Annotated in this window: 24 protein-coding genes; 5 read left to right on the top strand and 19 right to left on the bottom strand. The window is 62.2% G+C overall.

The features are described 5' to 3' along the window. Positions 1–1185: a 3-dehydroquinate synthase II family protein gene (locus tag FFI94_RS24795; protein WP_138870149.1), complete on the bottom strand. Its 1185-nt coding sequence runs from the start codon at positions 1183–1185 to the stop codon at positions 1–3. Positions 1186–1249: 64 nt separating this feature from the next. Further along, positions 1250–2086 carry a 2-amino-3,7-dideoxy-D-threo-hept-6-ulosonate synthase gene (locus tag FFI94_RS24790; protein WP_260684303.1) on the bottom strand — a complete coding sequence of 279 codons (837 nt, stop codon included), beginning with the start codon at positions 2084–2086 and terminating at the stop codon, positions 1250–1252. A gap of 173 nt (positions 2087–2259) precedes the next feature. On the opposite strand from FFI94_RS24790, the gene FFI94_RS24785 reads away from it, so the two are divergent. Beyond that, positions 2260–3006 (top strand): arylamine N-acetyltransferase, encoded by a 747-nt coding sequence (locus FFI94_RS24785; protein WP_185993313.1) that lies wholly within the window; start codon positions 2260–2262, stop codon positions 3004–3006. 15 nt (positions 3007–3021) lie between these two features. Here FFI94_RS24785 and FFI94_RS24780 read toward each other — a convergent pair whose 3' ends face one another. Further along, on the bottom strand, positions 3022–4209 hold the full coding sequence (locus FFI94_RS24780) for a 4-hydroxybenzoate 3-monooxygenase (protein WP_138870146.1): 1188 nt from the start codon (positions 4207–4209) through the stop codon (positions 3022–3024). Between the two features lie 310 nt (positions 4210–4519). On the opposite strand from FFI94_RS24780, the gene FFI94_RS24775 reads away from it, so the two are divergent. Next, positions 4520–5326, top strand: a complete 807-nt coding sequence (locus FFI94_RS24775; protein WP_260684520.1) for a glycosyltransferase family 2 protein — start codon at positions 4520–4522, stop codon at positions 5324–5326. Continuing rightward, entirely contained in the window at positions 5323–6642 is a 1320-nt protein-coding gene (locus FFI94_RS24770; RefSeq protein ID WP_138870144.1) for a lipopolysaccharide biosynthesis protein, read from the top strand. The genes FFI94_RS24775 and FFI94_RS24770 overlap by 4 nt, the downstream gene beginning before the upstream one ends. Here FFI94_RS24770 and FFI94_RS24765 read toward each other — a convergent pair. From FFI94_RS24765 to FFI94_RS24730, 8 genes are all read right to left on the bottom strand, one after another. Continuing rightward, positions 6627–7532, bottom strand: a complete 906-nt coding sequence (locus tag FFI94_RS24765) for a family 16 glycosylhydrolase (protein WP_138870143.1) — start codon at positions 7530–7532, stop codon at positions 6627–6629. The two genes, FFI94_RS24770 and FFI94_RS24765, sit on opposite strands and share 16 nt — an antisense overlap. Continuing rightward, positions 7529–7726 (bottom strand): hypothetical protein, encoded by a 198-nt coding sequence (locus tag FFI94_RS24760; protein ID WP_033231638.1) that lies wholly within the window; start codon positions 7724–7726, stop codon positions 7529–7531. The genes FFI94_RS24765 and FFI94_RS24760 overlap by 4 nt, the downstream gene beginning before the upstream one ends. Further along, positions 7723–10008, bottom strand: a complete 2286-nt coding sequence (locus tag FFI94_RS24755; protein WP_260684297.1) for a hypothetical protein — start codon at positions 10006–10008, stop codon at positions 7723–7725. The genes FFI94_RS24760 and FFI94_RS24755 overlap by 4 nt, the downstream gene beginning before the upstream one ends. After that, positions 10005–12020 (bottom strand): glycosyltransferase family 2 protein, encoded by a 2016-nt coding sequence (locus FFI94_RS24750; protein ID WP_260684295.1) that lies wholly within the window; start codon positions 12018–12020, stop codon positions 10005–10007. The genes FFI94_RS24755 and FFI94_RS24750 overlap by 4 nt, the downstream gene beginning before the upstream one ends. A 96-nt stretch (positions 12021–12116) precedes the next feature. Further along, a complete protein-coding gene (locus tag FFI94_RS24745) occupies positions 12117–13319 on the bottom strand; it encodes a hypothetical protein (RefSeq protein WP_138870142.1) in 1203 nt (400 codons plus the stop codon). Between the two features lie 51 nt (positions 13320–13370). After that, positions 13371–14363 carry an NAD-dependent epimerase/dehydratase family protein gene (locus FFI94_RS24740; RefSeq protein WP_138870141.1) on the bottom strand — a complete coding sequence of 331 codons (993 nt, stop codon included), beginning with the start codon at positions 14361–14363 and terminating at the stop codon, positions 13371–13373. Positions 14364–14489: 126 nt separating this feature from the next. Continuing rightward, positions 14490–15386 carry a glycoside hydrolase family 16 protein gene (locus tag FFI94_RS24735; protein ID WP_138870140.1) on the bottom strand — a complete coding sequence of 299 codons (897 nt, stop codon included), beginning with the start codon at positions 15384–15386 and terminating at the stop codon, positions 14490–14492. Between the two features lie 360 nt (positions 15387–15746). Next, on the bottom strand, positions 15747–17225 hold the full coding sequence (locus FFI94_RS24730) for an MFS transporter (protein WP_138870139.1): 1479 nt from the start codon (positions 17223–17225) through the stop codon (positions 15747–15749). Between the two features lie 159 nt (positions 17226–17384). On the opposite strand from FFI94_RS24730, the gene FFI94_RS24725 reads away from it, so the two are divergent. Both FFI94_RS24725 and FFI94_RS24720 read left to right on the top strand, forming a co-directional pair. Further along, complete coding sequence (locus FFI94_RS24725) at positions 17385–18059, top strand: TetR/AcrR family transcriptional regulator (protein ID WP_138870138.1); 675 nt, start codon at positions 17385–17387, stop codon at positions 18057–18059. A gap of 157 nt (positions 18060–18216) precedes the next feature. Continuing rightward, complete coding sequence (locus FFI94_RS24720; protein ID WP_260684291.1) at positions 18217–18990, top strand: class I SAM-dependent methyltransferase; 774 nt, start codon at positions 18217–18219, stop codon at positions 18988–18990. Between the two features lie 4 nt (positions 18991–18994). Here the strand turns inward: FFI94_RS24720 and FFI94_RS24715 are convergent, their stop codons facing one another. The 8 genes from FFI94_RS24715 to gvpJ are packed head-to-tail and all read right to left on the bottom strand — an operon-like array spanning position 18995 to position 22480. Next, a complete protein-coding gene (locus tag FFI94_RS24715) occupies positions 18995–19270 on the bottom strand; it encodes a gas vesicle protein K (RefSeq protein ID WP_138873390.1) in 276 nt (91 codons plus the stop codon). A gap of 50 nt (positions 19271–19320) precedes the next feature. Beyond that, a complete protein-coding gene (locus tag FFI94_RS24710; RefSeq protein ID WP_260684290.1) occupies positions 19321–19521 on the bottom strand; it encodes a gas vesicle protein in 201 nt (66 codons plus the stop codon). Beyond that, on the bottom strand, positions 19521–20291 hold the full coding sequence (locus tag FFI94_RS24705) for a GvpL/GvpF family gas vesicle protein (RefSeq protein ID WP_138870135.1): 771 nt from the start codon (positions 20289–20291) through the stop codon (positions 19521–19523). Before FFI94_RS24705 ends, FFI94_RS24710 begins: the two co-directional genes overlap by 1 nt. A gap of 4 nt (positions 20292–20295) precedes the next feature. Then, positions 20296–20724, bottom strand: coding sequence for a gas vesicle protein (locus tag FFI94_RS24700; RefSeq protein WP_138870134.1), 429 nt, complete (start codon positions 20722–20724; stop codon positions 20296–20298). Then, positions 20721–21038, bottom strand: a complete 318-nt coding sequence (locus FFI94_RS24695) for a gas vesicle protein (RefSeq protein WP_138870133.1) — start codon at positions 21036–21038, stop codon at positions 20721–20723. Before FFI94_RS24695 ends, FFI94_RS24700 begins: the two co-directional genes overlap by 4 nt. Then, on the bottom strand, positions 21035–21295 hold the full coding sequence (locus tag FFI94_RS24690; protein WP_138870132.1) for a gas vesicle protein GvpG: 261 nt from the start codon (positions 21293–21295) through the stop codon (positions 21035–21037). Before FFI94_RS24690 ends, FFI94_RS24695 begins: the two co-directional genes overlap by 4 nt. Before the next feature lies 1 nt (position 21296). Continuing rightward, the gene (locus FFI94_RS24685) at positions 21297–22079 is read right to left on the bottom strand and encodes a GvpL/GvpF family gas vesicle protein (protein WP_138870131.1); all 783 of its coding nucleotides are present in this window, start codon (positions 22077–22079) and stop codon (positions 21297–21299) included. Further along, entirely contained in the window at positions 22079–22480 is a 402-nt protein-coding gene (gene gvpJ / locus FFI94_RS24680; RefSeq protein WP_138870130.1) for a gas vesicle protein GvpJ, read from the bottom strand. The genes FFI94_RS24685 and gvpJ overlap by 1 nt, the downstream gene beginning before the upstream one ends. Positions 22481–22492: the final 12 nt, after the last annotated feature.

Genomic DNA, 22492 nt, shown 5'->3' with positions numbered 1-22492 from the left:
CTAGCGCTCGTCGCAGAATTCGGTGATCGGCAGGCCGACGTGGCGCGCCTCGGTGGGAACGTAGCCGAGCAGCTTGTCGCCCGGTTCCAGTTCGGTGACGTTGTTGACGCTGCCACCGGGTCCGAGCAGACGCACATGCCAGTCGTCCTGCGCGATGACGTTGACGTTCTTGCCGTTCGGGGCAACTGCGGTGATCGAGATCAGTGGGCGCTTCTCGATCTTGACGCGGCCGATGCGTACTTCGCGAACACTGCCGTCCGAACGGACAGCGAGGATCGGATGGCCGGCCTGAAGTTCGCTGACGTAGCGCGTGCGGTTGTCCGGGCCGAGCACGTAGGAGTGCACAGCGCCGGCATTCCAGCGGAAGGGACGCGTCGGCATGTACGGCAACGGATGGGTCTCGCTGCAGGAGAGGAACATTCCGGTGGAGAACGAACCGATCAGGCAGCCTTCGTCCTTCTCGAGCAACGAGCACGTGTCGATGCATGCACGATCGCCCATGCCGATGTGCTCGACCTTCGTGACGACCAGTTCGGAGAGCTCCATCGACTCGATCTGGTGATCGACGATGCGCGCGATGCGGACGACGTCGTCGGCGCTACGGGGTGCAAGCAGGAGTCCGTCCGATCCGTGCTCGAGGACGAGCTTCACGATTTCGGCGTCTTCGACGTCGGTGACGGTGGTGACGGTGCGTCCGCCGGAGTTCTCCGCGGCAGCGATGACGATCTCGAGCGGGATCTTGGTCGGATCGGTGAACGTGAGGAGCGTCCACGGCACCTCACGAACGACCTCGCACGCCAACTGCAGGGTTGGTGCGTCGGAAACGACAACATGGACGCCACGATCAGGGGTGTGGCCGATGTTGGGGGACAGTGCGTCCGCGCGATCGGCGACCACGACAAGGTCGACGCCGTCGTACGGGAAGTCCTCTGCAAGTGGAGCGTCGACGCTCAGGATGCGGCGCACCGTGGGGGGAAGGCCGTCGAAGGTCTCGATCTTGTCCGAGAGGATGCCGTCGATGCGATGGTGCAATGCGGCTTGCACAATTGCCGGCAGCAAGCTCTGCTCGACCGAACGGACGTCGAGCCAGGCGAAGTGGCCTTCGCGGCTGATGGGTGTCCGTCGACTGTCCGTGCCGGCCCCCGTCGCCGGGAGGATCTGGTCGGTGACGATAGTGCTGTCCATAGTTGGACACGTTCCCTTCGTTGGTTGAAAAAGCGCGCGCGTGCGAGGTGGTGAAACCTGAAGATCAGGCGATCTCGAGTTCGGACCGGGACGCAGATTCCTGTGGGGAGTGCATCATCCGGGCCAACGCCGAGGCCACCGCGAACGGATTGCGTGCCTCGAATACATTACGGCCGAAGCTCAACCCGGCGACACCTGAGCTCAGAATTTCGGCGCCGAGTTCGAGTGCGTGCGCGTCGACGTCTTCGAGGGGCGGGCCGCCCGCGACGCAGATGGGCAGTGGGCAGGACTCGGCAACCTCACGCATGGATTCGGGGGTGCCGCTGTAGTCGAGCTTGACCAGATCCGCCCCGAGATCGGTGGCGATCGCGGCCAGGTGCATCAGTTCTGCGGGATCCGAGGGGAGATCACCACGAAGGGGGCCACGCGCATACATCATGGCCAGCAAAGGAACTCCGAGCACTTCGCATTCATGGGAGACCTTGCCGAAATCCAGGAGTTGCTCGCGTTCGGTGGATGATCCGATGTTGACGTGGACGCTGACCGCGTCGGCGCCGATGCGCAGTGCGTCCTCGACGCCACCGACGAGCACCTTCGAGTCGAGATCCATGCTGCGGGTGGTCCCGGCGGAGAGATGGACGATCAATCCCATGCGCGCGAAGTGGGCCGGGTCGACGTGTTTGGCGCGGCCGCGATGGAGAACTACTGCATTGGTGCCTGCCTGCGCCAGAGTGCGGACCAGCGAGTTGGCGTGGTCTGCCTTGCCGAGCGGCCCGATGGTGACCGAGTGGTCGAGCGGCACGACGAGGGTGCGCCCGGTAGCGTAATCGCTGATCCGGGAGAGTCGGATGGACTTACCGCCCGAGGACTGCGACGTCGCATAGTTGGGTGATGTGAACACCGAGGTTCTCCAATCGGGCATCGAACGTGCGGCTGACGTTCTCGAGTGCCTCCGCAATATTAGGGTAGGCTACACAAATGGATTCAAGCGGGGTAGAGGTAACACTGCGATCTACACCACAAATGCCCTCGGTAGCACCACGAATGCGACAGATGCGTCGTGAGAGTGATGTGATGCCGGATTCGGTCATGCAGTCGTATCTCCGACGTGTCGGATTGCCCGACGATAACCTGACAAGTCCCGTCGACGCTTCTCTGCTGCGACGGATCGCCGACGCCCAGCTGGCCCGAATTCCGTTCGAGAATCTCGATATTCACCGCAAGCGTCCGGTGGAGGTCTCGGTAGCCGCGATCGAGGAGAAGCTCCTCGGTCGTGAGCGAGGCGGAATCTGCTACGAACTCAACGGCCTGCTCGCCCACGCTCTGCGCACACTCGGATTCGATGCACAGCTGGTCGGCGCATCGGTCGTCACGCCGAATGGGCCGGGGCTCCCACTGGGCCACGTCGCGATCGTGGTCGGCTTCGCCGGCGAGACGTGGTTGGTCGACGTCGGGTTCGGCGGCGACGCGATAGTGCACCAGATCGACGCCGGCGCAGTCGCCGGATGGGACGTGCGCTTTCCTTCCGGTGCCGCGTACCTCACGGACGCTGCGCCGCAGCCGCTCTCGGATTTTGCGGCAATGGCGTGGTGGCACAGCACCTCCCCGCTAGCCCGTTTCACCAGCGGAATCGTGTGCTCCCTGACGGCGGGTAGCGTGCGAAAGACCCTCTCCTGCAAACCTGATGAGCAATACCAGCTCGCCGTCACGGACGGAGCGCTGCGCAGTGCTCGCGAACTGGACGACGACGAAGCGCTTGCCGTACTAGCCGCGGAGTTCGGCATCCGGTTGCCCGAACTTCCGCGGCCGATTCGATTCTGAAAAACCTGATCCCTGTTATGCCGGGAACTGCCAGGGGCTGGGGAAGGGCAAGCCCAGGTAGACCTCGCCCAGTGCGGACTGCTCGTGCTCCGACTCCACCCACCTGGTCAGGCGAGCGCGTCGCAGCTGCCAATCCAGCGGATCTTCCGACAGCGAGTGCAGGGTTTCGGTGAGCATTGCGGAGAAGTGCTGCGCCTTCCAGATTCGGGGGAGGCACGTGCTCGAATACGCGTCGAGATGCTCGCGTTCGCCGGTCAGGTAATGCGCACCGAGTGCGTAGGACAGCGTGCAGGCGTCGGACACTGCAAGATTGAGACCCTTTGCGCCGGTAGGGGGAACGATGTGGGCGGCGTCGCCGAGCAGGAAAAGCCGTCCGTGTTGCATTGTTTCGCAGACGTACGAGCGCAACGGGGCCAGTGATTTGTCGAAGATCTCGCCGCGCTCGAGTACCGGGAAATCATCGCTGGCGCTACGGAGGGTCAGCTCGTCCCAGATGCGTTCGTCAGACCAGTCGCTCAAGTCGGTATCCGCGGGAACCTGCAGGTACTGGCGGGTGATGTTCGGCCCGCGCATGCTGTGCACCGAGATGCCGTTCTCGTGTGCGCAGTACATGCCCTCGGGGGTGGTGGGGGCGGTGTGCGCCAGGATGCCGAGCCACGCAACAGGATAGGTTCTCTCGAACTCTCGGACCGAGTCGGCGGGAAGGTGCGCGCGACTCACCCCGTGGAATCCGTCGCAGCCGGCGACGAAGTCCGCGGTGATCTCGATCAGACCCTCCGGCGTCTCGACCTGCAGGCGGGCGCCGTCGGTGGTTGTGTCGATCGAACGCACCGAGGCTTCGAACAGTAGGGGCTCGCCGCCTCCGACTCGATCCGCGACGAGGTCGGCAACCAGCTTCTGCTGCGGATAGACCGTGGCGTGACCGCCGACGAGCTTGGTGAAATCGAGATGATGTGTGGTTCGGTCGAATCGAACGTAGAACCCGTTGTGAACCATGCCTTCACGCGTGATTCCGTCGCCCACACCGATTTCGTGCATGAGGTCGACGGTGGGTTGTTCGAGAATGCCGGCTCGGGTTCGGGTCTCGATGTACGCGCGGTCGTGACGCTCGAGAACAATGGAGGAAATACCCTGGCGGTGAAGCAGAGCGGCGAGAGTCAGTCCGGCGGGTCCGGCACCGATGATCGCAACCTGAGTGTGCACGTGTAAGTTCCTTTGTTTGTCTTCGAGCGTATTCGTTCTCGCAGTACCGGATCGATTGCGTTGCGGCCACCGGATCTTATGTGACAGTCGACACACAGGCCCGTTAGGGCTTTGCTAAGGCTTGCCTATCTTCTACTGTAAGGCATGCAGTTCGACGAACTGCAGGACCTCCCGAATCCAGTTCTTGGAGAGGGGCATTGTCTGGGTGTGGGTCAGAGGCTCACACATTCTCCAGGCATCGGACTGTCAAATATGAGTGGAGACGATCGTCGTGAGTACTTCGATACCGACAGGTGGCCCGGCCGCCGACATCACCGGAGCGACACCGTCCGAACCGGAATCCGGTAAGGGTGGAAACCGTCCGACTGTCTCCGTCATCGTCCCGGCCATGAACGAGGCAAAGAACTTGCCGTTCGTTGCGTCGCGGATGCCTACAGATATCGATCAGATCGTCTTCGTCGACGGCCATTCCACCGACGACACCGTCGCGGTGGCCCGTGAATTGTGGCCGGATGCAACATTTGTCGTGCAGACCCGTTCCGGCAAGGGCAACGCCCTGGCCTGCGGATTCGAGGCATCGACCGGCGACATCATCGTCACCATCGACGCCGACGGTTCGACAGATCCCGCTGAGATTCCCTTCTTCGTCGAGGCTCTGGTCGGCGGGGCGGACCTCGCCAAGGGAAGCCGGTTTGTCGGTCGCGGTGGCAGTTCCGACATCACCGGGTTGCGCAACTTCGGCAACAAGGGCCTCAACGGTTTGGTCAACCTCATTTTCCGAACCAAGTTCTCCGACCTCTGCTACGGCTACAACGCCTTCTGGCGCAAGCACATCCCGTTGCTCGAACTGGCGCCGGTCGAGTACCAGCGCGCACAGTGGGGCGACGGATTCGAGATCGAGACCGTCATCAACGTCCGGCTTGCGACGAGCGGCCTCAACATCGTCGAGGTCGGCAGCTTCGAGGGCCCTCGAATCCATGGCCGCAGCAACCTCAACGCCTACAGCGACGGCATGCGAGTGCTGCGCACCATCGGTCAGGAATGGCAGCACTGGCGCGAGACCAAGACCATCCAGAAGAAGACCGCGCAGGCTGACGTCCGCGAACTGACACTGTGACCGCCCCCTCCGGCGACACCGTCGTATCGCCGGAGGCGGCAATTGCAGGTGGATCCAGTACCGAGGGACGGGGCCACAGCCTCGAGCGAAACAGTTTGGCGCTCACCGTTTCGGCGCTCCTGACCGGTGTCGTGGGTCTTGTCTACTGGGCAATCCTCGGACGCCTGTACCCGGCCCGTGAAGTCGGTGCTGCCGCGGCGGTGATCACCACGGCCACCATGCTTTCGGCTTTCGGCAACTTCGGTATCGGCGGTCTCTTCGAACGGTTCCTTCCGCTTGCCGGGCAACGCTCGAGGTCGATGGTCGGGGCGGGGTTTGCCGTCGGCGCGGTGGGCGGCCTTCTCCTGGGCGGCGGATTCCTGTTGCTTGGCCCGACGTCGGAGATGTTTCTCCATCCGTTCGAGTACTGGCTTTTCCCGCTGGTCGTGGTGGTGTTTTCCGCGTTTGCCATGCTCGACCACACAGCGGTGGCGTTCCGCGAAGCCGGTTGGGCCGCAGGAAAGAACGTCGCGCACGCGATCGTCAAACTGGTGCTTGCGGCAGCACTGGCGTTCACCGCTTCACATCTCACCATCATCTGGACGTGGACGCTGCCGGCGTTGATTGCCGCACTCATCCTGGGTGTGATGGTGGCCAGGCGGCTACGTACTCCCGACTATTTGAGCGCGGCGTCGCAGTTGCCACCTCGACGGGAGATCGGCAACTACCTAGCCGGTTCCTACGGCATCTACGTGGTCAGTGCGCTTGCGCCACTTCTACTCCCGTTGATCGTCGTCTCACGCATGGGTGCCGACGCCAACGCGTACTTTGCAATCTCCTGGTCCCTGGTCACAGCCGTACTGGTCTTGATGACCATGCTGCTCGGGCCTTATGTTGCCGCGTCGGCAAGTAGTGATCCGACGCGCCTGTACGGTCTGACCCTTCGATTCTTTGCGATACTCGGTGCTGTCGCCCTGAGTGGTGTTCTTCTGTTTGCGGTGATCGCGCCCGTGATGTTGGAGATCGTCGGTAAGCCGTACGCGGAGCAGGGGACTCCGCTGCTCCGCCTTGCAGCGATTGCGCTGATTCCCGCGACAATCGTGGCCGCGTACACCGCGGTTGCCCGAGTGCGACGCCGCTTGCGTCTCGCCGTCACAGTGCAGATCTGTAATGCGGCGCTGATTCTCGGAATCAGTCTGGCGTTGATCGAGGACCACGGACTTGTTGCTTTGGGCTGGGCGTACATCGTGGCCGAGTCCGTGTCTGCCGTCATCCTTGTTGTGCCGCTGACCCGTGCGGTTCTTGCTATGCGGAGCGAATCTCAGTCAGTGAACTGAATGGCGTCCGGTGACGGATCGTAGTAACCGGATTTCTGCATCTTCTCCAACTCGTCGAAGTCCGGTGCATACACCGTGACCCAGTCCACCTGTACGGCAACGGTGTCCGGGCGCTGCTCGGATGCCTCGGCGCACGGGGTCATTCCCCAGTCCGCGCGACGTTCGCACGCTCCGGCCTCGGCTTGCAGGCCGAGCCACATGGGGACGTCCGGAACCATTGTCTCCGAGTGTGCTTCGGCCCAGACCTTGCCGTCGAGCAGATAGCGGACGATGCCCGGTCCCCACTCGACCCCGACGGTGTGCCACTCGGAGAAATCTCCGCCCGTGGATACACCCTTTTTGTCATTGCTGCCTGTGTCGTCGACCCAGTGCAGGAAGGCGGACATCTCGTCGCGGGTGCCGCTGACGCTTTCCGCGAAATCGATTTCCGGTGGCCATTTCTCGTTCTGCGGCCAGAGCAGCATGTGGTACGAGATGTCGTCGCTGTTGTCGGCACGCATGCGGATCTCCCAGCGTCCGTACTGCTGGGTGACCGGATAGTTCGATACCCCACCGGTGATCCATCCCGAATCGGTTCGTTGCGAATTCAGGTTGAGCAGACCGTCGTCGACCTGCACCATCGAATCGTCCCACGTGCTGTTCGGATTGCCGCCGGGCTGACCGCTGTATGTACCCCAGTTCGATCCGAGATCACAATCGTCGAAATCATCGCTGAAGATCTGCTTCCACCCTTGCAGGTCACCTTGTGGAAGCGCTTTTCCACCAGGTGCCGATTCCGGCGCGCAAGGGTTTACGGCCGGTGAATCGGTTGCGATCGTGCACGACGTGCATGACGCGACGAGGGCGAGCGCCGCGATCGCTCCGGCAGTGCGGCGCCGTCGACGGCTCATACAGCCATTGCGATCAGTCGTACGAAAGTCAAAGTCGCGGCGGTGATCACACAGACTGCAAGCGCAAGGCTGATCAGTTGGGCGGCGTGTCCGCGGCCAATGCTGCCCGTGGCAGGAACCTCGCGTTCACGCAGGATCACGCCGGCGACCAGGAGAACGCCCGCGGCCAGAAAGAAGAAGATAGCAACACTCATGGGGACTCGAATTCGATAGCGGGTGCGTCGACACGGCGCAGGATCGTGATGCTCGGCTTTTCGATCATCGGAACGTAGAGGCCGCTGTCGATGATAGCGGCCAGTTCGGCGTCGAGATACTCCTGCGTCATTCCCTGCTGCAACAACGCCATCCCGATGCCCTGACTGGTGACGTACACGTACATCGGGTCACGGGCCAGGGCACAACCGCTGAGGTCGTTGGCGCAGTCGTAGCTGTCGACGAACATCATTCGCGGCCCGAGCGGGTCCAGGGTCCGTCGCACACCATTGGTGTGAGAGGCGTGGCTCCAGGTCATGATCGTGGTCGACGGCGGAACCGCGGCGATGAACTGGTCCGAGACGGTGACCTGATCGGTTGTCGACGCTTCGAATGCGGTGTTCAGTCCGCGGTTTGTGGTCAAGAGCAATCCAAGCGAGACCAACGCCAAGGTTGCCGCGGCGGCCCCAACCCAGTGCGACGGTCGCGTCTTGCTCGGCTGCGTGTGATTTCCCGACGAGACCGGGTTCAGTGCCTTACGAATCTGGTTGCCGGCATGGGCGAGGGCGATGGCGGCAAAGGGAGCCAGGACCGGGGAGGCGAGAACGAAGCAGCGGATGATCATCTCGCCGCCGTAGCTTTGCAGCAGGACAAGCGAGAAGGGAGCTGCGGCAACTGCTCCGGCTACGAGCCAGGTTCGTCGGTGGCGAGAGAGCACCCAACCTACAAAAGCCACCATTGCGAGTAGCCCGGACGCACCCATGCGCAAGTACTGCATCTGCTGATACGTGGGGTCGCCCGTGATGCGTTCACTGACACCGCGGCCCACTGAATTGCCAACCTGCCCGATCTCGCTGAAGATCGACTGGAGGTGACCGATCCAGAAATCGGTGGCGCCGTAGCTGAACCACGCTGCGAACACCAGACCCGCTGCCAGCCACAGGGTCCGATATCGCGTTGCTCCGAACAACGAGAACGATGCGAGGACGACGATGACCAGGATCGGGGTGATCTGATGACTGACGGTGGTGGCGACGATGAGGAGCAGTAGCACCGCGCCCACCGCGAGTGTTCGGAGTGAATCGAAACCGGGAACAAACCCCGGGGTGCGCCGCGGCGCCGAAACGATGAATCGGCCGATCCCGGAACCGATTACCGGCAGAGGTGAGCGCCGCAGCTGCCACAGCAGCGTCGCGAGGATGGTGGTGTAGAAGATCGTCGCGACAGCCTGCGGGGCGAAGTAATCCTGCTGGTACCAGTTGAAGAGTTGGTAGATCACGACTGCCAGCCAGGCGAGCCGAACTCGGCCGGTAATGGCAATCGCGATGGCGTACAGCGGAAACGCCAGTAGTGCACCCATGTAGAGCGGCGCCCACAGAAGCAGCACGGTCGCGTCGGGAACATCGGCGACAGTGATCAGATGTGCACCGGCGGAGAAGAATCCGGCCCAACTGAATCGCGCGTCGATCGAGTTGGGGAGGGTGCCGCTCTGGGCAAGAATGTTGATGAAACCGCGATGTACAAACGCGACCGGCACGGTGGTCTCACCGGTGGAGACCGGCACGAGCATCGTCGTGTAGACGATCAGCATGACGATGTTTGCCGCCATCAACACGTGGTCGATCAGGCGTCGACGCAGCGTGTACACAATTGTGCCGCAGAGCGTTACCAGCCCGAGCACGTAGATCGGCCCGATTTCGGTGATGATGCCGAAGTGACCGGCCGCGGTGACATCCAACCTCGCGGCGGCGACCACGAACAGGATGAGGGCGATCAGCAGTGCGCCGAAACCGATTGCCCGGCTTCGGTCGAAGGTTCGTAGTCGTTGAAGGTCGCTGCTCGGAAGCCGGTAGTCGGACGGCACCGTTCGCGAGGCGGCGGCGCAGAGTGCTAGCGCGAGGAGCGCCAAGATGAACTGAGTGCGCAGCGGACTCCACCACTGCGCCACCATCGTCAGCTGACTGGCCAGGATGGCGACGGCCAAAGATACCGACACGATCAAGGCAGCGGAGAGTGCGCGGCCTGGAATGCGCAGTGCAACAACAACGGGCAGTCCGGGAACCAGCGTCATACCGGCCAGCGCGATCAGCAGGCGGATCGGTGCGGGCACGACGTCGGCGATGTCGGCTGCCACGGCCAGGTTGAGCACGAACATCGCAACCGCAACTGCGACGCCGATTCTCAGGCAGATACGAGGATTCCACCCGTAGCGGGGGAGCGGTGATGCAGGCTTGCCCGGCCGGAGATCGATGATGTCTGTGTCGGTGTCTACATCGGTGCTCATCGCCCGGCACCGACCCGACGCGCGTTCAGGTGGCTACGAACGAAGAGGACCGGGCCGGCCAGGTAACCCAGCGCTTCGAGCACTCGCAGGTGCAGTGGCCAGTCGGACGGGAAGTCGACGTTCTTCGTCGACGTCGGCGATATCAGCATGTGGATACCCCGAGGGATGCGCGTGAGGATCGGACGCGGTGATCCGGACAGGACGAACTTGGTCAACGACGCGGCCATGCCGGTGCCGTACCCGTAACTTTGCACCCGAAGTTCCGGCATGTTGTCACGGTGGTAGTGCCGCACAACGGCATTCGGATTGTAGGCAATAGCCCAACCGTCGAGGAGTGCTGCGCGGAAAGCGTCGAGGTCCTCACCGCCGTGGGTAGGAGTGCCGGTGCCGAGGCGCTCGTCGAATCCGCCGATCGCGTGCAGAGCGGCCCCGCGGAAGGCCATGTTGTTACCCGATCCACACTCACCCGCCGTGTAGGGGAAGAACGGACCGTGGGGACCGTACTCGCCGAGTGTGCCGTCTGTGCCGAGCGCAGTCTCCTCGCGAGAGTTCATCGCCCAGAGCGTTGCTACCTCGCCCTTGTCGAAGACCTTCGCTTCCTCGAACCAGGCTTGTTCGCGGGTGTTGGATTCGGTACCGAGCACGCGGCCGGTCACGACTCCGACGGAACCGGTGTTGTCGGCGTGGAAGCTGGTGACAATCCCCGAGATCCACCCGGGATCGGGGACTGCGTCGTCGTCGGTGAAGGCAACGATACGGCCGCTGGCGTTCTGATGCCCCTTGTTTCGGGCCGCCGAGACTCCGGGGATGGGCTGTTCCAGGATCGACAGGCGGGGATCGTCGATGCCGGCCAAGATCCGTGCGGCCTCACTTCGATGGGGACGGTTGTCGACTACCAGCAATTCGATATTGCGGTGGTCCTGAGCCAGCACCGTGCGCACGGTGTTGAGCAACGAATCACGACCGACGGTGGGAATCACGACGGTGATCAATTCGTCGGCGGTGACGGGTGCTTCTTCCGGTTTTTCCACTGCTACTTGTACTTCCGACTTTGTGGTGCGAGAGCCTTGGCGCATGGCTGCTACCGCAGTGGCTGACGCTGTGACAAACAAACCGAGGATCATGACAAGAATGCGGGACACCGCGCTGATACCGTCGCCCGTTACTGCGCTGCGGAGATAGCGGAACACTCCGGTGCTCAGGGTGCGGATGACAAAACTGCGCTCAGCCGCGAGTCCGGCTTTGCCGCCCACCATGTCGGACAGCACCGCCTTCGATCGGCCCTCGTGGCGGCAGCGACTGACGAAGTAGCGCAGAGTGCTACGGGTGCGGGGAACGAAGTGGTCGACGGCAAAAGCCTCGATCCGCACAACTTTGGACCCCGGGAACTGCTGTCGTAGTTCAATTCCCATGAGGGTTTCCTCGCAACCGGCCGGCACTGTTCCGACACGGCCCAGACGGTCGGAGAAACCGCCGATCTTCTGCAATTCGGCGCGGCGGACAGCCATGGCGGCGCCGATCGGATTGCGGATCTCGGCGCCGTCGGCGGCAAGCCCGCGGTAGTCGCAGCCCACGACCCACCCGAATTCGTCCGGGAACCACGACGGTGGTGCTCCCGCTTCCCATTTGGCGTGTACCGCACCTCCGACAGCGACAACCGAAGCGTCGGAGAAGGCTCCGCGGACGCTGTCGAGGGCCCCGGGGCGCAGCATGGCGTCGTCGTCGACGAACACGACCAACTCGGTCCGCGCTGCCTGGGCGCCGGTGTTGCGGGCGCCGGACAAGCCGGGGGTCGCCGCGTTGGGGATGACGGTGATGCCGGTAGGGAAGGCGGCAACCAGATCTGCGCGGAGCGCGTCGTTGTGGTCCACGATCACAATCAGTTCGTCCTCGTCGGGGCGAAGCTGTGCCTGGGCGCTGCGAATGCCGGTGGACAGCTGTTCCAGACGGTCGTGGGTGTAGCAGCAGATCAGAACGGTGATCCCGGGGACCAGGTGGGTCTGCGCTGTCAAGACGTACTCCGACGGGTCTAGGCGGGGTGCAACACCACCCGGGAAGGGCAGCCTTACCTATATTATCCGACGCCTGTGGCCTGAGGGCACATCGGGTCAGTTAACCGAAGACAGAAAGGCAAAAGGATCGGTGGCAGCGCACTCCAGAGCCGCCGTCACCGCGGCCTGCGGAAACACGTTTCCGTGGAACGACGCCGTCGTCGCGACCGCACCTTCCACGATCGCCCAGGTGAGGGTTATGCCCTCTGGGCCGACCGGGTCGTTGTGCGCCGAGTAGAACGGCGATGCGCCGGCGAGCCACGGGACCTGATTCTGTCGAGGCACCGGACCGATGCTCGAAAACAGCAGCTGGGCCTGAGGATCTTGTGGTCGACTGATCGGATATGCGCCGGAATTGTTGATTCGCAATCCGATTCGGGTCCGCATCGTGTTCAAGGCCAGGTTCGCAACCGGCCGCCCCGCTGCTACAGCATCGGACGTGACCTCGTTGATGCGACTTGGGGTGGGGTTCGCGCCCAGATCGAATTCGAGTCCGGAGACGAAGTTTCCCAACGGAACTCGACCTGCCGGAAGGTAACGACGCGCATCGAGCGTCACTGTTGCAACGGGGTTGATCGTGAGTCCGGCGTCCGCCAGCGCGCGGTGCAGAACCGAAGCGGTCAGGGCATACATCGACACCGACGGAAGATTCTGATCTCGCCACGTGCGCAAGGACCGAACTGTGTCGGGATCGGTGGTGACCACGGCAGCAGTGCGGTCGGGTGTCCACGGTTCCACCGGCCCGGACGGCACAGGACGAGGCGTCCGATCGAGCGAGCGACGCAGCGCCCACGCACGTCGAGGATCCGAACCGTAGGTGCGCAGAGCCGCAGTGGTGATCCCCGAGCGCGAGGCACGCGACGGTTGCCATACTCGTGGATCGGCAGGGTCGATCATGCCGAGGATGACCTCGTTCATCATGAGTGTCAGGGCGACTTCGCCGAGGCCGTGGTTGTGGTCGGTGCGCAGGTAGTTTCCGGCCACGGTGACGGTGGTGGGACGGTCCTCCCGCGAAACCTGCGAGACCTGTGACGCCGAGTCGAGCAGTTCCATCGGGGAAGTCGGCGGATCGAGCCGAACTACTTCTGGGGCGCACGATTCGGGATCGAATGTCCACCGATTGTCGTGTGCCGACGGCCTGAGGCCGAGCCGCGTGTGTGGACCCGCTTCGGCCATCGTGCGAAGTCGAGCGGCGATGGTGGCGTCGTCAGGAAGATGTACGGGACCGATGACGGACGTGATCCGTGTACGACTGTGCATCACGTCCAGATGACTGACGCGAAGAGATGCTTTGGGAGATGGCGGCATTTTTCAGACGAGCGTCGACGGTGCTGTGTTTGATGACGGTGCTGTATCGGACGAGGTTGTATCAAGTGTCCGGAAGTAGTCGACTGTGCGGGCGATCCCCTCCGGCAGCGATGTCAACGGGGTCCAGCCCAATTCTGTGCGCGCCAGGCCGGCATCGAGAGCGGACCGGCGAACATCCCCGAGCCGTGCGGGCATCCAGGTGGGTTCTGCCGTGGCACCGGTGGCCTGCGCGAGCAGTGCGTGCAGTTCGCGGTCGGAGGTCTCCACTCCCGTTCCGATATTGAAGCGTTGTCCGGAGCCCGCGGTGCTCGATGCTGCGATCAGGGCCGTCACGACGTCCTCGACGAAGACGTAATCCCGAGTATTGCCGCCGTCGCCGAACAGGAAAGTTTTTCCGCCCGAAAGCATTTCGCGGGCGAAGATGGCGACGACGCCGGCCTCGCCGTGCGGATCCTGGCGGGGTCCGTACACGTTGGCCGGGGCGATGTGCGAGCAATCCAAGCCGTGGAGTTGACGGAAGCAGTTGAGGTAGTTTTCGGCGCTGACCTTGCTGCACGCGTAGGGCGAGAGTGGGTTGACGGGAGCCTGTTCCGATACCGGCAAGTGCTCAGGTGATCCGTAGATGGAACCGCCGGAAGACATGAACACGATCTTGCGTGCATGGGCCGCGATCGCCGCGGATCCGATTTTCACAGTGCCGAGGATGTTGGCGTCGGCGTCGTGGATCGGGTCGGCGACGCTGTGCCGCACGTCGATCTGTGCGGCGAGATGGAACACAACTTCGGGAGCAAATGTCTGGAACAACGGGCCGATTTTGTCGTCCCGGATGTCGAGAACTTCGATGTCGACGTCTGCGGTTGCGAGCGCGGCGTCGAGGTTGCTCACCCGGCCGCGGCTCAGGTCGTCGATGACGAGTACTTGGTGACCGTCCTGGCGCAAGCGATCCACAAGCGTCGAGCCGATGAATCCTGCTCCTCCGGTTACCGCCGTGCGCACAGGTTTGCCTTCCCTTACTTTTGATTTCTTTTGGGAGTCTAGGCAATCGTGTCCGAAAACGGGAATCTACGCCCGTTCTGCTGGTCGAGGCACGGCTTTGTGCCTCGACCGGCAGTCAGGAATTTCTTACGCGCCGTCCCACGCGTGCACGGTCACCCAGTCGACGAGGAAATTGCCGCCGCCGAGAGCCGGGTACAGGCTGGACTCGAGCTGGAGCTGCCAACGCATCGCGGTATCCGGGATGCCCCGAGTGGACTCGAGCAGGACCTTGTCGTCGAGCAGGAATCGAACAACCGACGGAGTCCACTCGATCGTGACAACACGCCAATCCGCGTAGGTGGAGGTGTCGACGTCCGAGAGCGCCTGGGAGTTCGCGTCCGCACCGTCTTCGGCATAGTGATGGAAGCCGTAGATGGGTCCCGTCAGCGGGCCTTCCGGGAAGTTGATCTCGCCTTCCTCGGGCCATCCCTCGGAGTCGGGCCACAGGAGCATCGCCAACCGGTAACCGGTGATTGCCGGGTGGCTGACCTTGATACGTGCCGAGTAGCGCCCGTACACCTGGGCCTGGCTGCTGCCATTGATGACGGGGGACATGTTGGCTCCGGCCCGGCGGCCGTCGACGTCATGGAGGTAGTAGTCGAGCACGCCGTCGTGGGCACTGACTACTTCGTCTGCACGGTAAGGGTTCTTGTTGTACGTGTCGAGGTAGCACTCGGGGTACGTCCGCCAGCGTGTGTTCTCGGTTCCGGTGTAGACGATCTTGCCGGGGTTGTTGCACTCGTCGTTTGCGAAGCTGCCGATCGGAGCGTCGGTCGTGAAGTCGTCGACGAAGATCTCGCGCCAACCGGGCAACGCAGCGCGGGGTGCAGGTTGAGTACCAGTGACGCCGCCACCGGACGAACCGGCTGATCCGGTGAGTTGCGCTTGAGCGGTCGAGGGCAAGAAGATCCCGAGCACAGTCGCGGCGACAAGAGCGGCCGCGGCGGTGCTGCGGCGACGAGACCGCAGGGTGGACAAACGCATCTGACTTCTCCAAATGGGTTGAGTGCGCGGAACGACAAGGGTTGAGTGCGCGGAACGACGCAGGGGACGAACGATCGGTACTTTACTTACCCTTGGTCGGGAATGGGCAGCTACGTTCGGCACGTACGTGCCATCGGGAGCACGCCGGTGACTTGGGATATCGACAGCTAATGCTCAGAAAGCTCTCAGAAACCCTGTGTAGGTTGGGTTTCGGCTCGTTGACGCTTCCGGGATGTTGACGTGACAGTTGCGGTAGATTTTTCGCAGCGACGCGAAAGCCGCCGGTACCTGGTCGGGTACCGGCGGCTTTCGTGTTGTGTGCTGCGGCGTTGTGGTGCTGCGGCGTTGTACTGCTGTGAATCAGCGAGCAGCGGCGGGTACGGGCGCTTGGTCGGCAGTGTCCTTGGCGTCCTTGTCCGTGACCGAAATGGCTCCACGGAACTTGGGAAGAAACGCTGCCAGGACGAGTGCCATCAGGGCTGATCCCGCGGCCAGAGCCATGATGACGCGGAAGGCGTTCTCAGTGGGCAGCGTGGCGTCGCCGAGTGACATCGTCATCTGAGCCAGGACCACACCGGCGATTGCGCTGGCAAAGGATGTTCCGAGTGCGCGCATCAGCGTGTTCAAGCTGTTGGCCGCACCGGTTTCGGAGGCCGGAACTGCACCCATGATGAGAGCCGGCATCGCACCGTATGCCATACCTGTGCCTGCTCCGATGATGACGGCGACCATGATCAGCTGCCAGATGGAGTGCAGGGCGAAGATGCCGACGGCGTATCCGAGAGCGACGACGACGGCGCCGGTCATGAGGGTGATCTTGGGGCCGTAGGTATTGGTGATCTTCGAGGAGAGCGGCGCGATCAGCATCATGACGATGCCGGACGGTGCCATGACGAGGCCTGCGGTGAGCATTGATCCGCCGAGACCGAAACCTGTGGCTTCGGGCAGCTGGACGACCTGGGGGAAGACCATGCTGGAGGCGAACATCGCGAATCCGAAGACGATGGAGGCGACGTTGGTCAGTAGGACCTGGCGACGCGCTGACACTCGTAGGTTGACGAGTGGCTTCGGAGTCCGCAGTTCCCACCAGGCGAAGACGGCGAATGCGATGACGGCGATGGCAAGCATGGAGAGAGTTGTCGCGCTGGTCCATCCCCAGGCGTTGCCCTTGGAGATAGCCAGGAGCAGGGTGATGAGTGCGATCGAGAGTGTGCTCGCTCCGACGAAGTCGAATCTTCCGCCGGTGCGGACGGTCGATTCAGGCACGATGACGAGGATCAGGCCGGTCACGACGCCGCCGAGGACTGCCGAGGCCCAGAACAGAACGTGCCAGTTGGCGTATTCGGCGATCATGGCTGCGATCGGAAGTCCCAGTGCGCCACCGACTCCCATGGCCGCGCTCATTATCGCGACGGCACCGGCCAGTTTCTTCGGAGGGAGTACGTCCCGCATGATGCTGATGCCCAGGGGGATGACGCCGGCCGCGAGTCCCTGGAGGACGCGTCCGATGACGAGGGGAACGAGGCTCGAACTCATGGCGCCCACGATCGAGCCGACTACCAGTAGCACGAGGCTGATCAGGAGTAGGCGTCGTTTGCCGAACATGTCGCCCAACCTGCCCATTGTCGGGACTGCAACGGCTGAAGCGAGCAGGGTGGCGGTCACTACCCAAGCAGTGTCCGAGGCTGACGCATTGAGGTACTCGGGAAGGTGCGGAATGATCGGAATTACGAGCGTTTGCATCAGTGAGACCACGATGCCGGCAAATGCCAGAACTGCTACGACAGCAGTGGTGGACGGCGGTGCGGCCTTACTCGATTCGGCAGTGGATATCGACATTGGGAAACTCCATCGGAGAAAAGTAAAGAAGTCTTGAATTAAGTCAACTGATTGAATAAAGTTAAATCAGCTGACTGACTTCGCGCAAGGGCGTGAGGTAGATGGTGATCAACGTCTCGGTGCGCACATAGTGCCGAGCACCTGACTGTGGCGGTAGATGTGGCAGCAAGAACTGAAGATGCGATCAGCGATTCGGGTACCCAAGCGGGCTCTCCGCGTTCTGCTGCGACCCGCGAGCGGATACTCGACGTCGCGGAGCGGCTGTTTGCCGAGCACGGGATCTTTGCCGTCTCGAATCGTCAGGTGAGCGAGGCTGCTGGGCAGGGCAACAATGCCGCCGTCGGATACCACTTCGGTACAAAAACCGATCTGCTCCGGGCGATCGTGAACAAACATGCCGCGCCGATCGAGCAGAAGCGCAAGGAGTTGCTGGCCGACGTCGAAGGTTCGAGAGATCTCCGTGACTGGATCACCTGTCTGGTTCGAGCCTCCACCGATCACTATTACGAATTGACCGGACCCACGTGGTACGCGAGGTTCAGCGTTCAATTGATGGCCGATCCCACCCTGCGAGCCGTTGTGTACGAAGATATTTCGATGTCGGAGCACTTGCAGACGATGCTTGTCGCACTTACGTCGTGTCTGCCCGACATGCCCGACGACGTACGGCGCGCGCGAGGCGAGATGGCACGGCACGTGATGATGCACATGTGCGCCGAACGCGAAAGGCTCCTCGCCGAGGAAGAATCGCTGGAGATCTCGAGTTGGGACAATTTCACGACCGATCTTGTCGACGCGATTGTCGGGCTCTGGAGTGCTCCGGTAACACGCTGAAAGTTGTTTTCCGGCATTAAGTCCCACCACCGGAATCGCCGGGCCTGAGCCGATTCATCCAGAATCTGCTCGCGGGTTTAGGGCTGCACGTGCATGGCTACCCGTTCAGGTGACTATGCCGCTTGGTTCACTATGCTGCTACGTGCAGGAGGAGTTCGTGATCGCCGACGACCCCCAACCGCCTCGCCAACCGAGTGCAGCCGATTTCGATGCTCTGTACCGCGGCGACTTCGACGCCTTCGCACGCAATACGGAGTTGCCCGTCGCTGCACAACGCAACGAGCTCGACTTCGACCGAGTGCCATGGGATATCGGCGAAGCGCAACCGGTGGTCCGGAAACTCGAAGCCGACGGACAGTTGGCGAGTGAAGTCCTTGACATCGGTTGTGGGCTGGGTGAAAACGCTCTGTTTCTCGCAGACCGCGGTTACCGGGTGTGTGCACTCGACGCCTCACCGACAGCGATCGGGATCGCACGCGAACGCGCCGGTCTGCGGGGGCTGGAGAAGGAAGTGGATTTTGATGTTGCCGACGCCATGACGCTTGACGGGTACGACAATCGGTTCACCACTGTTCTCGACAGCGCGCTGTATCACTGCTTCCCGGAAGATCAGCGTCAACCGTACGTAGAGGCAGTGCTCCGAAGCTGCCGACCCCAAGCTCGGCTACATCTCGTGTGCTTCTCCGACGAGGTCCCGGAGGAATTCCCTGGTCCTTATCGCATCAGTGAGGACAATCTGCGCCGAACGCTGGCCGACGCCGGTTGGATTGTCCGGCACCTGGAACGAACTACTTACACCACGGCATTTACTCGTGAAGAGTTTGCACGCCATGCCAACTCGCCCCTGGCTGCCATTGTCGAAGGGCTCGGCTTCGATTCCCGCGACAGGATTCTCGCTCCCGCGTGGCTGGCGACCGCGGAACATCCCTGAAATCTCAGTCGTCGGCAAGAAGTGGTCCGAGGGGGCCGAGATCAATGTTGAGATCTTCGGGTGTCAGATCAAAATGCTCGCGCAACTCTTCCATCTTCTCCTCGAGTAGCATCAGCGTGGTGCCGATGCGTTCGATCTGCGCGTCGGTCAGATCGCCGACATCGACGCGTCGCAAGGCTTGTCGTTCCATCAACTGTCGCAACAGTTCGACCAAGGTGAGTACCAAGGCGACGAGGCCGCGCTCGACTGACTCAGGATCGGCGTCGATCCGTCGCCGCAGCGACGACTCGTATTCGACATCCTCGCGCTCGACATTCTCCGGTTCGCCGGTCACAGCGCGCTTTCTGGGGCGTCCGGCGGTGGCATGAGCGCGCTGACCGACGATATGAGTGTTCGCAGCGATATGTGAACCATGTCGACGTCCGCGATCGAGAGGGTGATTTCGCCGCTGACGACGACCCCGCCACCGAGAACGCGGTCGAGTAAGTCCACCAAGGCTATTCGGCGATCCAGGCGAGTGGGAGCGTTCATCATGCCTCAGCTTCGACGGCGGTGAACGAGTACGGTGGCCACGGTCCGGTGAGGACGAGGTCGACAGTGTCGGAGCGGGCATCGACAGCTTCGACGGACGCGACAAATTCTCGCGATCGACGATCGTCGACCAGGAAAGTCGCGTTGAGGATCTCTGATCCATGACGAGGGGAGAGGGTGGACTGGGAGAGTGGCTGGCGGATGGAGGCGACGGCACCTTGACCAAGTTCCGCGTAGATCGAGTCAGCTTGTCGAGCGGCAAGAGTTTCCGCGTCTCTCCTAGCTGTAACCTGAGCGCGTCGCTGCATGAGATACTCTGTTCCGGAACGCTTCCCGGAAGGTTGTCCAGCATTGCCTGGTGCGCTGAGGTTGCTGAATGCTCGGACGCCCCACTCCGCGCGGCCGGCGATCCGATCCAAAGCCTCACCGAACGCGGCGGCTTGTTCATGCAACATCGTCCTTACCCGCTCGTCGTCGAAGTACACGGTGGCCAGACGAAGAGGGACGGTGGGGCCTGTAGTGCACACCGACGCGACGACGGCGTCATGGCGACGGGCAACCTGCGAAAGCCAGTCGAGATCTTCGAGATTGCGTCGTAGAGCTTGCTCGCCGAATTCGTCGAGATCAACAGAACCGACGACGGCCTCGTACCCGACTTCGGACACAATGCGCAGCGGTTCGTCCGCTACCCCTCGGATTTCGGTGATTCCGGTGAGAGCGGCACGATCAGTTGTGACGGCGTATACCCATACGCCCTCACCGAGGGGCATGTCGTCACTCCTCCTTGGCGGTATTCTTATTTATTTCCAACGGTTTACGGGAAGAATTGCTGATCGGTTCAGTGAGATTCCCGGCAGTGAGACTACTCGCGTCACGGTCAGCGGCCTCGAGCGCTTCGAGTCGCGCTCGCAATTGCTTGTTCTCGAGCTCGAGATCGTGACTGCGTCCTGTCAGCCAGGGATCGTGTTCCCACCAATCGATTCCGACCTCACGCGCTGTCTCCAGTGACGCGATCACGAGGCGCAGCTTGATGGTGAGTAGTTCGATGTCGAGCAGATTGACGCTGATATCGCCGGCTATCACGATTCCCTTGTCCAGGACACGTTCGAGGATATCCCCGAGATTCGCCGGTTCATGACCCGATCCACCGAAACCCTGGTTGCTGTTGCCAGAGTAGACGGGCCGACCTCCTGGCGAGGTCACGACTTCACCCCACCCGCGGAACGACCACGTGTGTACTGCTGAATCCGTTTGTAGGACAGCAGCATGCCGTCCAGATCCAAGTCGACGGCATAGATCGCCAGGACATCGGACGACGACGGTATCCGACGGTCTTCGATAACTTCGACTTCGACAGACCACCCTTCGTCGCTCGGGGCCACCGACACGGCCCCGACCGGCGTCCGCCCGGTGAGGTCAGCGATCTGCCGAAGGGCCTCGGTAGCCGCCTGAGGTGCCGTCAGATCTACATCGTCGTCGGCGTCCTGTTCGCTATCCGGATCTCGCGGTTCGGTCATGTTTCACTCCCCTCCGGTGGCTCGGCACTGGTACCGCGCCCAGTCACCCGGTCGAGAATTTCGGCCTCCGCATTTTTGGCTTCTTCGTCGGAAATTTCCTGTGCCGCACGCTTTTCTTCAATTTCTTCGAGTTGACTCCGTATCGCGGTGGGACTGTACATTTCTTCTTCCACTTGCTGACGCACGATGTCGGCAATCCACAGCACTCCACGAACGGGGGCGAGTGGAAGGCCGACAACGGCCGAGAAAATACCCATCTCAAGTTCCTGGGGCTCGAGTTTTCACGAAGTCATACGCAGCAAGCGGCCCGAGGACAGTGATATCGACTCGTCCCTGCCAATCCTGAACAAGCTGTGCAACTGCATCGTCCAAGGACGAAACCTTGTCGAGTGAAAGCAGTACCGCTACCGAGCCTGAGTCCTCGTCGTGTGTTGGTTCGCGAACCAACACAGCCGTAGCGAGCGGCTCGAGCACCTCGACCAGATGCTGGGTGTCGGCGTCGCGTTTGGCTGCCAGAGCACCGCTGATCAGTTCGCCCAGTGCCAGTCGCTCCTCCCGAGTGGCGTCCTCCGGTTGCTCCCGGATCGTGTCACGGAGCCGCACCGCGTCGTCGTTCTCCGACACGATCTCTCGAAGGATGGCGTCCTCGACATATCTGCCCTTCACTATGTATTCGGCAAATCCTTCGAGTTGTTCGAGAGCATCCATGAATTCGCCCTTGAACGGTTCGAGTAGCTCGGACACCACGGCGTCTTGGTTTGTCATCACGGCGCCGAAACGGAATGGCAAGACAGGCGCGACCGTAGCGGTGTTGTCGAGGATGTCCGCGTGAATGCGAAGGTCGTCGGGAGTTCCCAGCTGAGCGGCCGGGTCGATTTCGCTGACGAGCGCCGCGATGTCCTCGAATACCACTGTGGCAAGCGGGCCTGGCGGGGAGCCCACTCCTGTTGCGCTCTCCTTTACTTCGACGTCTGCCGGTACAACGCCGTAGACGTAAACGGCCGGTGCCTTCTCGCCAGCGTCGGATTCCTGTTCGGTCATCACTCGTCACCCCCACGAGATCGGCTGCGGGGCTGCTTTTCTCGTTCGTCCGCACTGCCGCCGAGAAGATCGAGAACCTTGTCGCCGGCGGCTTCGAGCGCGCCCTTCGTCTTCGATCGGGCGCCGCCTTCCGTGATGTCCTGCATCAGATCGGGCAGCCCTTCCTGTTTGGTATCGGAAATCTCGAGCCGGTTCACCGCTTCGGCGAAACGCAGATAGGTGTCGACACTGGCCACGACGATTCGGGCGTCGACTGTGAGGATTTCGATGCCCACGAGCGACACACGAACGTAGGCGTCGATGACAAGCCCCTTGTCGAGAATGGTGTCGATTACGTCTGCCAGGCTGCTGGAACTGGGGCCGCCGCCCACTCCACCGCCTGATGTTTGTACCGAGGTCATCTCCCGTGCCTC

This window comes from Rhodococcus sp. KBS0724, from assembly GCF_005938745.2.
Classification (GTDB): Bacteria; Actinomycetota; Actinomycetes; order Mycobacteriales; family Mycobacteriaceae; genus Rhodococcus_F.
Note: the sequence above shows the minus strand (reverse complement) of the source record. Positions and strands in the feature narration are given on the sequence as shown.